This window comes from Pseudomonas sp. IPO3778 (genome assembly GCF_013386825.1).
GTDB lineage: Bacteria > Pseudomonadota > Gammaproteobacteria > Pseudomonadales > Pseudomonadaceae > Aquipseudomonas.
Map to the genome: position 1 here is coordinate 1 of NZ_JACARC010000019.1, position 12648 is coordinate 12648.

Below are 12648 nucleotides of genomic sequence, written 5' to 3' on the forward strand. Positions count from 1 at the left end.
AACGCCGGTTTGTTAGATGTGTTTGCTCGCACGAACATCATCAATCAAATCGGCGTTCTTGTTTCTGAGTTTCCCGGGATTCCGTGAAGAACCTTTTTTTTGCCTGAAACACGCTCGACCGAACACCGCAAAACCCTGTGGGAGCCGGGCTTGCCCGCGATGAGGCCGGGTCAGTTGGCAGCACTGTCGCCTGACACACCGCCATCGCGGGCAAGCCCGGCTCCCACAGTAAACGGGTGCAACCAGAAAGATTTTGGTGAAACCTTTAATCAGCCCAAGCAGACGGATCACGTTCGCCTAGGTATAGTGCCGCCCCTCTTCGCGTCAGCGGTCGTCGGTAACGAGACCCTGGGAAGCGCGAAACCGCATGAATAACAACACCCGCAAAAGGATTGGGGCGAAGCGTCGTGCACTGCCTGGTGCTGAGCGATGCGTCGGACCGTCCTGCGTTTGCCATTAGAAAAATCAGCGAGGAACACTCCATGCTAGAAGTCATCAACGACTTCCTCTCAGGGAAAGTATTGATCGTGCTCATTGTCGGGCTCGGTGGTTACTTCACGATCCGCTCGCGTTTCGTTCAGTTGCGTCACTTTTTCCACATGTTTTCGGTGTTTCGCGACAGCCTGAAAAGCAGCACCGGCCAACTCAGCTCGTTCCAGGCGCTGATGCTCAGCCTCGCCGGGCGCGTGGGCGCCGGCAACATCGCAGGCGTCGGCATTGCCGTGACCCTGGGTGGCCCGGGCGCCGTGTTCTGGATGTGGGTCACCGCACTGGTGGGCATGTCGTCGAGCTTTATCGAGTGCTCCCTCGGCCAGCTGTACAAGCGCACCGACGCGGAAGGCACCTACCGTGGCGGCCCGGCCTATTACATCCAGCACGGCCTGCAAAAACGCTGGCTGGGCATGGTGGTAGCGTTCCTGCTGCTGGTGACCTTCGGTTTTGCCTTCAACGGCCTGCAAGCCCACGCCGTGACGCACTCGCTGAACAACGCCTTTGGCCTGGACACCACCTACACCGGCCTGGCCCTGGCCGTGCTGCTGGGCCTGGTGTTCATCGGCGGGATCAAGCGGATCGCCTCGATCGCCGACCTGCTGGTGCCGGTCAAGACCCTGGTCTACATCGCCGTGACCCTGTACGTGATCGTGCTGCAATTCGACCACGTGCCAGCCATGCTCGCGACCATCGTCAAGAGCGCTTTCGGCCTCGACCAGGCCTTTGGTGGCCTGGTGGGCAGCGCGATCATCATGGGCGTGAAACGCGGCGTATTCGCCAACGAAGCCGGTCTGGGCAGCGCGCCTAACGTGGCGGCCGTGGCATCGGTGGAACACCCGATCGCCCAAGGCGTGGTTCAGGCGTTCAGCGTGTTCCTCGACACCTTCGTGATCTGCACCTGCACCGCGTTGCTGATCCTGCTCTCCGGTTTCTACACCCCAGGCTTCGAAGGCGACGGCATTGCCCTGACCCAGAACTCCCTGGCCGCCGTAGTCGGTGACTGGGGCCGGATGTTCATCTCGGTAGCCCTGGCGTTGTTCGTGTTCACCTCGATCATGTACAACTACTACCTCGGCGAGAGCAACCTGCGCTTCCTGGTGGGTGACAACCGCAAGGTGTTGATGGGCTACCGCGCCGTGGTGCTGGTGCTGATTTTCTGGGGTTCCATCGAGAACCTGAGCACTGTGTTTGCCTTCGCCGACATCACCATGACCCTGCTGGCGTTCGTCAACCTGTTCGCCCTGGCGTTCCTGTTCAAGATCGCCATGCGCATCCTGAACGACTACGACAACCAGCGCGCTGCGGGCATCAAGACCCCGGTGTTCGATTCCAGCCAGTTCCCGGACCTGGACCTGGACCGCAAGGCCTGGCCGGCCATTCCGGTAAAGCCGGAACCTGCCGCTCAAGCCTCGGCTGATCTGAACGCTCAAGCGCAACGCTAAGCGTCGCAAGCCTAGATAGATGACACGCCGCCCGGCCTTGGGCATGCTCTGGGCCCGGCGGCGTTTTTCGTTCAGGAGATTCTTCGATGTCCCAAGCAAATAACATCATGGTGCTCTACACCGGTGGCACCATCGGCATGCAGGCCAGCGCCAACGGCCTGGCGCCCGCTTCGGGTTTTGAAACCCGCATGAGCGAAGCCCTCGCCCAACTGGACGTGCCAGCCTGGCGCTTCCAGGAGATGTCCCCGCTGATCGACAGCGCCAACATGACGCCCGCCTACTGGCAGCGCTTGCGTGTGGCGGTGGTCGAAGCGGTGGATGCGGGCTGCGACGCCGTGCTGATCCTGCACGGCACCGATACCTTGGCCTACAGCACGGCCGCCATGAGTTTCCAACTGCTGGGCCTGCCCGCCCCGGTGCTGTTTACCGGCTCGATGCTGCCCGCCGGCGTGCCCGACAGCGATGCCTGGGAAAACGTCAGCGGCGCGCTGCTGGCCCTGGGCGAAGGCTTGGCGCCTGGTGTGCAGTTGTACTTCCACGGCGTGCTGATGGCCCCGACCCGTTGCGCGAAAATCCGCAGTTTTGGTCGCCATCCGTTTGCCGCGTTGCAGCGTAACGGCGGCGTTGCCCAGGCCGAGTTGGTTCCGGCGGCACTGCATTACCGCCAAGCCAAGGCGCTGGCCAATGTGGGCGTGCTGCCACTGGTGCCGGGCATCGCCGCCGCGCAAGTGGACGCATTGATCGACAGCGGCATCCAGGCACTGGTGCTGGAATGCTTCGGCAGCGGCACCGGCCCCAGCGACAATCCCGCGTTCCTCGCCAGCCTCAAGCGCGCGCAGGACAACGGCGTGGTCGTCGTCGCCATTACCCAATGCCATGAAGGCGGTGTAGAGCTGGATGTCTACGAGGCCGGCAGCCGCCTGCGCGCTGTGGGCGTGTTGTCGGGCGGCGGGATGACCCGTGAAGCCGTGTTCGGCAAGCTCAACGCCTTGATCGGCGCCGGGCTGGACACCGCCGAAATCCGCCGTCTGGTGGAACTCGACCTGTGTGGCGAACTGAGCTGACCGGCATATAACTTGCTCCTCTTCCAGCCATCCCCTGGCTGGAAGCCCCCATGCTGCACTCCCACCTCACCACCCTCAACGCGGTCTCCCTGGTACTTGGCACCTTCAAGGACCAGGGTCTGCCCAGCGACACCCTGCTCGCCGGCAGCGGCATCTGCGCGGCGGACTTGAGCCGTGCCGACACGCGCATCACCACCAACCAAGAGATGCGCGTGTGCGCGAATGCCGTGGCATTGCAGCGTGATATCGGCCTGGAACTGGGCCGGCGCATGCACGTTTCGTCCTACGGCATGCTCGGCTATGCCCTGCTCACCTGTGCCACCTTCGGTGACGCTTTACGCCTGGCACTGCGTTATCCGGCGCTGTTGGGAACACTTTTCGAACTGAGTCTGGTGGAGGACGGCGAGCGCGTCTGGTTCAGCGCCGGCGATTACCGGGAGAACCCGGCACTGGAAACCTTCAACGTCGAGTTCTGCCTGGTCTCATTGAAAGTCATCTGTGACGACCTGCTCGGTCATCCGCTGCCACTGCTCGGTGCGCGCTTTGAATACGATGCGCCGGATTATCAGGCGCGCTATCGCGAGCGCTTCGACTGCCCGTTGCAGTTCCAGGCCACCGCCCATGCCTTTGCGTTCGACAGGCATTGGCTGGATCGGCCGTTACCCCTGGCCGACGCCGTCACCCACCAGGCCATGGCCGAACGGTGCCGCAAGCAGAACCTGGAATTCACCGGGCGCCAGGCCTGGCTGGGGCGGATTCGCCAGTTGCTCGCCAGCCAGTTGCAGGCGGCGCCGGGCCTTGAGGGGTTGGCGCAACAAATGAACTGCTCGGCCCGCACGTTGCGCCGGCATTTGCACGACCAGGGGTGCAGCTATCAGGAGTTGCTCGACGAGCTACGCTTCGAGCGGGCCAAGCAGTTGCTGGGCGAGGACGAACTGCCGATCTACCGGATCGCCGAAGCACTGGGGTTCAGCGAAACCGCGAGTTTCCGCCATGCGTTTGTACGCTGGAGCGGCGTGGCGCCGAGCCAATTTCGCGCATGACGCCCCATTGAGGGGCGAATTTCGGTCATACACATTGGCCGTATTTATCCCCTTTTGGCCGCTCCTGCCGTTCTCATAAACCCCGCCCGCCGCAAGACTGCATGCACCGATACAGCCTGCGGAGAACAACAATATGCTGACGATCTACTCGGACGATCACCATCTGCACCACGGCCGCTGCGAGCTGATGGACGGGCAACTGATGCCCTGCTTTGAAATGCCCTCCCGCGCCGACCATGTGCTGCAACGGGTCAAGGACCGCGCGCTGGGCCCGGTGCACGCGCCCGAGGATTTCGGCCTGGCGCCGCTGCAACGCATCCACAGCGCGGCCTACCTGGACTTCTTCAAGGGCGCCTGGCAACGCTGGACAGCATTCAACCAGGACGGCGACTTGCTGCCCTACACCTGGCCCGCCCGCACCTTGCGCAAGGTGATCCCCACCAGCCTGCACGGCCAACTCGGCTATTACAGCTTTGACGGCGGCGCGCCGATCACCGCAGGCACCTGGCAAGCCGCCTACAGCGCCGCCCAGGTGGCACTGACCGCCCAACAAGCGATCCAGCACGGCGCCCGCAGTGCGTTCGCCCTGTGCCGCCCACCCGGCCATCACGCCGCCAGCGACTTGATGGGGGGCTATTGCTACCTCAACAACGCCGCCATCGCCGCCCAGGCGTTTCTCGACCAGGGCCACAAAAAGGTCGCCATTCTTGACGTGGACTATCACCACGGCAACGGCACCCAATCGATTTTCTATGAACGCAGCGACGTGCTGTTCACCTCGATCCACGGCCACCCGGAAGCGGAGTTTCCGTTCTTCCTCGGCTATGCCGATGAGCTGGGCGAAGGCGCGGGCGAGGGGTTCAACTTCAACTACCCGCTGCCCGCAGGCTCGGGCTGGGACACCTGGAGCGCGGCGCTGGACCAGGCTTGCGCGCAAGTCCAGCAATACGGCGCCGACGTCATTGTCGTCTCGCTGGGCGTGGACACGTTCAAACACGACCCGATTTCCCAGTTCAAGCTCGACAGCCCGGACTACCTGGCCATGGGCGCACGCATTGCGCAGCTGGGAAAACCGACGCTGTTTGTGATGGAAGGCGGCTACGCGGTGGAAGAAATCGGCATTAACGCCGTCAATGTTCTTGAAGGTTTTGAGGGGTCAGCACCATGAAAATGCTCAAGCATCTTGTCCTCTGCGCGGCGGCCTTGAGCGGCGCCGTACAGGCCGAAGAAACCACCCTGCGGGTCTACAACTGGTTCGACTACATCACCCCCAAGGCCCTGGAAGACTTCAAGGCCCAGAACCCCAAGGTCAAACTGATCTACGACATCTTCGACACCAACGAGGCCCTCGAAGCCAAGCTGCTTACCGGCAACTCCGGCTATGACGTGGTGGTGCCGTCCAACGTATTCCTGGCCAAGCAGATCGAGGCGTCGGTGTTCCAGCCCCTGGACCGCAGCAAGCTGCCGAACTGGAACCACCTTGATCCCAAGCTGATGAAGCTGATCGAAGCCAACGACCCCGGCAACAAATTCGCCGTGCCCTACATGTACGGCACCATCCTCATCGGCTTCAACCCGGACAAGGTCAAGGCCGCCCTCGGTGCGAACGCGCCGGTGGACAGCTGGGACCTGATCTTCAAGGAAGAGAACATCAGCAAGCTCAAGCAATGCGGCGTGGCCCTGCTGGATTCGCCGTCGGAGATTCTGCCGCTGGCCCTGCAACACCTGGGGCTGGACCCCAACAGCAGCAACCCGGCGGACTATGTGAAAGCCGAAGCGTTGCTGATGAAGATCCGCCCCTACATCACCTACTTCCACTCGTCCAAGTACATGGCAGACATCGCCAACGGTGACATCTGCGTGGCCGTCGGTTACTCCGGCAGCTTCTCCCAGGCCGCCAACCGCGCCAAAGAAGCGAAGAACGGTGTGACCGTGGACATGCGCCTGCCCAAGGAAGGCGCCCCCATCTGGTTCGACATGCTCGCGATTCCCAAGGGCGCCAAAGACCCTGAAGACGCCTACACCTTCATCAATTACCTGCTGCAACCGGGTGTGATCGCGCCGATCAGCGACTTTGTCGGTTACCCCAACCCCAACAAGGACGCCACCAACCTGGTGGACCCGGCGATCCGCAACAACCCCAACCTGTACCCCACCGAAGCGGCCATGGCCACGCTCTACACCTTGAAACCCCTGGGCCGCGATGCCGAACGCGCCCGCACCCGGGCCTGGACCAAGATCAAGTCCGGAACCTGATGCACGGGTGGCGAGGGCGCCCGTTCCCTCGCCACCCGTTGAACAGTTAACTACCACCACGCCCCCGGCGGGGCTCGTTACTTTCTGGCAAACCGATCGTTTTAGTGCCAGCAAGGAACGCCCCCATGCCCCAACCCTCCACCGAGCAAGAATCCGTCAATGGCAATGAGCTGCTCACCCAACTGACCACCGGCCCGTCCATTCGCGAGGTGGCCGCGAAGATCTTGCGGCCGGCGCTAAAGGAGCTGTACCCGGAACTGGAGATCGACCCGGACCTGGCCATTGTGGTCTCGCCGTTCTGGCTGATCCTCAACGACCACGTAGTACCCGGCCTGCCTCGTCACGAATCCCTCACCGGCGCGCTCGCGCGGCGGGCCTTTTCCGACCAGCCCCTGGTCTACCTCGATGGCGAGCATTACCTGACCGACCGTGCCACCGTCGGCCCGGACCTCCATATGCCGGTGCGTATCGATGCCATCGCCCGGCTGATCAATGAATGTGCGCCACTGATGTTCGTGGCGTATCAGGAACAGCAACTGGCGTTCTGGAACCAGACCGACAGCCCCCGCGGAACCCGTTGGCAAGCCTTCGCCAATGCCTTGCGCAGCGCCTGGGATATCCACGAATCCGTGGGCTGGGACGCAGACGAACGCGCCATGGCGAAGAACGTGTTTCTGTACCCGGATGCTGCGGTGCGCCTGCCCAATGACAAATACCGCACCCGTGCCTGCCTGATGGACATCGATGTCGACAAAGGCACCCATACCCAGCACCTCAGCCTTGCCTCACTCGCCATCCTGATCGGGACCCACGACCAGCACACGATGATCCTCACGTACTCCATCGCCAACGGGTACCAAAAGTTCGACAGCCAGGACGACCTCAGCCAGGCGCTGATTCTGGCGACCACCCACCTCGAAGATAAAGCGCTGAAGTGGCGGCTCTATGAACCGCAGGGCGATTTTTTCGAGTACCAGGCCTGCGCGCTGATCGGCCTGCAACTCGATGCTATTGGCAGAATCACCTCGGGCACCCCGCCCCGGCAGGCCGATGACGACCTCTCCCGGCGCGGGGAACTGGAGTTCGGGCAATTGTCGTCGGACGATCGGGACAAGCTGGAAAAGATCAGCGACGCCATACCCGAGTGGCTGAAAAGCGCCAGCTCCTCCGACCTGTCCCGCTACAGCCGCGGCATGTTCGACATCGCCACCCTCAACAGCCGCACCCACAATAAAACCTATCAGGATGATATTCCGCTGATTGGCGATTACGCCCTGAAGGCCATCGCCGACGCCATGGCCAAGACCCTGACGCCTGCCCAGAAAACCGACCTGGGCCTGGTGGCAAATGGCAGTCAACTCAGCCAGCAATTGATGCTCAAACTCAAGCACGTGCAAATCACCGTGACCAGCCAGGTGGTCTGGGGGTTGTTCACCGTCCCCGGCCTGACCAGCACCGTCACCTTCAGCCTCGAAGAACTGGCGCTGCAAAACCTGATTGCCCTGCCGCTGGGCAACAAGGTCGCGCAGTACCAGGATGGCCGCAGCCTGCCGAGCTGGATGAACGTGACGTACCTGCAAGACCTGATCACCCAAGTGAACATCGGCGATCAATACCCCAGGCTGGTGAAGGCCACCCTGCTCGATAACCCCGTGCAGTCGCTGCTGCGGCAAACCCTCTACACCGATCAGTTGCGCCTGCAGTTGCCATTGCTGGCCCTGCAATACAAGATTCGCAACCAGCACGGCGTGGATGAGCAAGGCTACCGTTATGTCTGCGCGGCCATGGCACGCGACCCCAACCAGCGCCGCGTGAACGGCTACACCGTGGTCATCCGGCCCCTGGCGTTTATCCCCACCCGCCGCACAAGCCAGGCCGCCGACCCGGTCAGCAATATGTTCGTCATCGGCCCGCAGCATCCGGCCAACGGGCCCTGCCTCCTGTATCGCCCCCAATCCCCGACCCAACTGATGCAGTTTGCTTCACCGAACAACCTGATTTACGCCATCAAACAATCCAGCGAACTGCGCAGCTCGGTGTTGGCCTGGCTGCCCGACAGCGTGCGGTCTGACTACGCCCAGTTTGTCTTTCCCGGCCCCTTCCTCGCCTCGCCCGGCACCCTGTCCACCCTGTTGGTACAACCGTGGCTGGCGCTGACCATGACGGGACCGGTCATCCTCGGCAGCCAGACGGTGCAGGACGACGAGTTGGCGACACTGTTCACCGCCAACGCGAAGGCGCTGGTGGAGCTTGCCGACAAACAATCGGTGTCCAACGCTGAGGCCCGCTGGGAAAGCTTCAAGCGGGCCGGCTGGATGATCTTCAATGCAGCCTTGCCCTTTCTGGGCAAAACCGTCGGCACGGCGGCCTGGGTCGGCCAACTGATCAACGACGTGCAGGAAGCCATCGACGCCAGCGAAAGTGGCGACAGCACCGCCAAATGGTCCGCCCTGACCGACATTTTCCTCAACTTGGGCATGGCCCTGGCGCTGCACCTGGCCAGCCGGCAGACCCCGCTCGTACGGGCGGAAAAACCCACCCCGGAAATACCCACCCCGACCCAGGCGCCGGCCCCACTGCCCGTCATCCAGCAGCCCGACATCCAGACACCCGAGCTGCCCGGTGGCCACGAACCGCCGCTGCACACCCTGGGCGCCTTGACCCGCCAGCCCCCAAGCCTGAAAAAGACCCTCGACAGCTTCAGCGTCACGCGCCCCGAAACCCTGGGCGCGCAGCAAACCCTGCCGGGCCCGCACCAGCACCTCTACCCCCTCAATGATCAATGGTATGCCCCGGTGGGCGAACGCTGGTTCAAGGTGCAGGTGGACGAAAACGATACCGTGCTGATCGTCGACGCCACCCAGCCCGAGCGCTTGGGCCCGGTGCTGGTCAACAACCGCGCCGGCCAATGGTTTGTCGATACACGCCTGCGCCTGCGCGGTGCCGGGTTCAGGAGCCGGATGAAGAAAGGCCAGCGGCTCAAGCCCGTCACGATTGCCGGCCTGCGGGAACAACTGGAGGCCTTCGACCGTCAGGAAGCGCAGCAAAGCGCCGCCCTTGAGACGGCCCGCAGCGTCAGCCGGGCCGCATCGCCCGGCACGTCCGACAGCGCACTGACGACCTTTATCGCCACCCTGGATAAACGGCGGGCGGAGTACGAAGCGCCCATCGCCCAACTGAAGTCATTGAACCTGCTCGACGTCGTGCCGGACTATGCGCCCCGCATGCTCGCCTACCTGGAGAAGCAGTTACTCATTGCACAGGCCGGCATCAACGAACAAGTGACGGACTTTCAAAAAGACCTCGCTGCCAGCGGCCAGCACATGGGCAGTGACCCCCAGGAGGTCTTCACCCGTCGGCGCATCGCCGATAAAACCCTGAACATGATCACCCAGCTGGAGTACGTTCATTCACGTTTCAAATACCTCAGGGAACTGGGCTTTGAGGGCGCCAAACTGGAACTCAGCACCCGGCAGAACCTGCCGCCGTTTGACCTGGATGACTTGAAAGGCTTTCGTATTTCGCTGGCTCGCTCCCTGTGCCTGGAGGAGAACAGCACGGCGGACATGACCGAAGCGCAAAACAGCATCAATGGGATTGTTCAGGCCGCCCAACTCACCGTCCAGAGTGCCCGTGAGCTGGTGGAAAGGCGGACTGAGCCCGACCTGGACGCGCACATCGAGGCGCTGGACAACGTCGTCGACCAATTTACCGTGATCAACCAGAACCTGCTGGACCTGCCGGACGAGTACCCCGGGCTGATCGTGAGCGCAGCGGTAGAAGACCTGCGCAAGCAGATTGACGAATACGCCCAACGGGCCATGCGCGCCCTGAACACTGCACTGCGGGAACGTAAAACCCTGGAGGCCAGGGCCGAGGCCGAAGCGTCCTCGAGCGTATCCGCCGGGCCCCCGAAGAAGATCATCAAGACCCGCTTCCAGGGTGTGGTGGTGGGCACGCCTCGCGCGGAGGATCCCACCCTGGTGGACGTCAAGGCCCCCCTCACCCACGAGATCATTGCCACCTTTCACAAAAAACCCTCAGGCAACTGGGTCGAGCACACAGGCTCCACCCCGCCCGTCAGCCGCCCGGCCACCGTGAGCCTGGCCAACAGCCTGACAAAAGCCCAGGCATTGCTCGACGAAGTGGATGGCTTTATCAAGCGCACCACGGCAAAGGCCGACCAGCCCCAACGGCTGCCGGTGGAGATCGAGGAGAAATTCGAGCGCCGGGCGCAATTGCTCGAACAGGCCGGACGTGTGGTCGAACACGCCGCCAACGCCACCAACGAAACCGACAATACCGCTTCCCAGGCGGTCATCCGGCAACTCGATGAAGCGGTAAAGAGGCTCTACCGCGAAGGTCGGCGCGTCAGGCTGGACATGCTCAAGAAACGCCCGCCCAAGGCCGCCTATGTGGAACTGCTGTGTGCCGAGGGCGAAGTGACGATTCACCCGGTAGGCGCTCGCCGCCGGCTCAAAGGCCCCAAGAAAGATTTCATGCAGGAATACGAAGTGCGCGACCAGAAAGCCACGCGGGCGCTGTGGTACGCGCACTTTCACTACGAAACCCTGAACGCGCCCGACGAAGCGTACGTCACCGCCCACCTGAAGACCCCGGAGCAACGTCGGCTGGGAGGCGCCTTTGAAGAGTTTGACGGCATGTCCGAACCGTTACGCAGGGCCATCTATCGCGCCAAGATCGGTCCGCAGCTGGCCCGCACGCTGTTCTTGAGCAAGACGCTCGCGCCCGCCACCTGAGCCGGGTTATTGCCAGGCCTGGCGCAACCGCGCCAGCGCCTGGCTGATCTGCACCTCGGGCACACCAGCAAAACCCAACACCAGGCCGGCACGTTGATCCACCGGGGTGGTGGAATCGGGCAGCCAATAGTTGCTCAACCCATTGATTTCCACCCCCACCGCAGCGGCCTTGGCAATCAATGCCTGCTCCCGTTCCAGCCCTTGCACCGGCACCGTCAAATGCAGCCCGGCCGTCACCGCCGGCACACTGCCCACACCGTCGACACCCGGCGGCCATTCAGCCAGTAACGCATTGCGCCGACTCAAGGCCGCACGTCGCATACGCCGCACATGGCGCTGGAAATGCCCGGCAGCCATGAACTCGGCCATCACCGCCTGTGTGCTGACTTCAGAATGGCGCACATCCACCGCCCGGCGCCGGGCGAACGCCTGCACCAGCGTCGTCGGCAGCACCAGGTAGCCCAGGCGCAACGCCGGAAACGCCACCTTGCCGAACGTGCCGACGTAGAGCACTCGCCCGCTGCGGTCCAGGGCCGCCAGGGGCGCCAAGGGGGCGCCGCTGTAGCGGTATTCGCCGTCGTAGTCGTCCTCGATGATCCAGCCGCCGGTGCGCTCGGCCCAGGCCAGCAATTCCAGGCGCCGGGCCAGGCTCATCACCACGCCCATCGGGTACTGGTGCGAGGGCGTGACATAGGCCAGGCGACAACCGTTGATGGCGTTCAGCGCCGAGCAATCAATGCCTTCGCTGTCCACCGCCACCCCGTGGAGTGTTGCGCCGGCAATCGCGAACGCGTGGCCTGCCGCGCGGTAGCCCGGATTTTCCACCGCCACCCCATCCCCTGGCGTCACCAGCAGCTGTGCACAAAGGCTGATTGCCTGTTGCGCGCCACTGGTGATCACTATTTGTTCAGCCGTGCACTGCATGCCCCGGGAACTGCGCAAATAGGCGGCGATCAGCCCCCGCAAGCGCTCATCCCCTGCCGGGTCGCCATAACACAGTTGCTGCAGGTCCGGTTTGCGCCAGAAAGCCGCGTTCAGCTTGGCCCAGACATCAAAGGGAAACAGGTCGAACGCCGGAATACCCACGCGAAAAGCCCGTGGAGGGCCGGTCGGCGGCAGCGACAAATGGTTGTTTTCTATCCGCCCAAGGGCCGTGCTGTGGATAACTCGGCTGACCGCGTCCACCGGCAAATCCGTCCAATTTGTGGATAACCCTGGGGATAAGCCTGTTGATAACCCTGTGGACACTTTTGTGGATAGTTTTTTGCTGCTGATCCGGGCCTGTGGCAACTGCGCCACATAAGTCCCATCGCCCACCCGTCCTTCGATAAAGCCCTCGGCGTACAGTTGGTCATAGGCGCGAACCACGCTGTTACGGGAAATCGCCAGCGCCGCCGCCAGGTCGCGGCTGGCCGGTAGCCGCGTACCACTGACCAACCGCCCGTCCAGCACCCGTTGGCGCAAGGCCTGGTACAGCTGGCGCGTCAGGCCCTGGCGGCGGTCCAACTCGATGCCGGCAGGGTTGAACGACAACGGCGGCTCTAACGGGGGCATGGCATACGCTCCGAAAATTGGACCCATGAAATAGACC

The 12648-nt window shown here is 62.9% G+C and carries 7 protein-coding genes; 6 read left to right on the forward strand and 1 reads right to left on the reverse strand.

Annotated elements, in window-relative coordinates:
* Nucleotides 1–482: 482 nt before the first annotated feature.
* From HX855_RS07895 to HX855_RS07920, 6 genes are all read left to right on the forward strand, one after another.
* Complete coding sequence (locus HX855_RS07895) at nt 483–1934, forward strand: sodium:alanine symporter family protein (protein ID WP_177090080.1); 1452 nt, start codon at nt 483–485, stop codon at nt 1932–1934.
* Between the two features lie 86 nt (nt 1935–2020).
* Nucleotides 2021–2998, forward strand: coding sequence for an asparaginase (locus HX855_RS07900; RefSeq protein ID WP_177090081.1), 978 nt, complete (start codon nt 2021–2023; stop codon nt 2996–2998).
* Between the two features lie 50 nt (nt 2999–3048).
* Nucleotides 3049–4041 carry an AraC family transcriptional regulator gene (locus HX855_RS07905; RefSeq protein ID WP_177090082.1) on the forward strand — a complete coding sequence of 331 codons (993 nt, stop codon included), beginning with the start codon at nt 3049–3051 and terminating at the stop codon, nt 4039–4041.
* 133 nt (nt 4042–4174) lie between these two features.
* Nucleotides 4175–5209, forward strand: a complete 1035-nt coding sequence (locus HX855_RS07910) for a histone deacetylase family protein (RefSeq protein ID WP_177090083.1) — start codon at nt 4175–4177, stop codon at nt 5207–5209.
* A complete protein-coding gene (locus HX855_RS07915) occupies nt 5206–6297 on the forward strand; it encodes a polyamine ABC transporter substrate-binding protein (protein WP_177090084.1) in 1092 nt (363 codons plus the stop codon). Before HX855_RS07910 ends, HX855_RS07915 begins: the two co-directional genes overlap by 4 nt.
* Nucleotides 6298–6422: 125 nt before the next feature.
* On the forward strand, nt 6423–11057 hold the full coding sequence (locus HX855_RS07920; protein WP_177090085.1) for a dermonecrotic toxin domain-containing protein: 4635 nt from the start codon (nt 6423–6425) through the stop codon (nt 11055–11057).
* Between the two features lie 6 nt (nt 11058–11063).
* Here the strand turns inward: HX855_RS07920 and HX855_RS07925 are convergent, their stop codons facing one another.
* The gene (locus HX855_RS07925; RefSeq protein ID WP_177090086.1) at nt 11064–12611 is read right to left on the reverse strand and encodes a PLP-dependent aminotransferase family protein; all 1548 of its coding nucleotides are present in this window, start codon (nt 12609–12611) and stop codon (nt 11064–11066) included.
* Between the last annotated feature and the right edge of the window lie 37 nt (nt 12612–12648).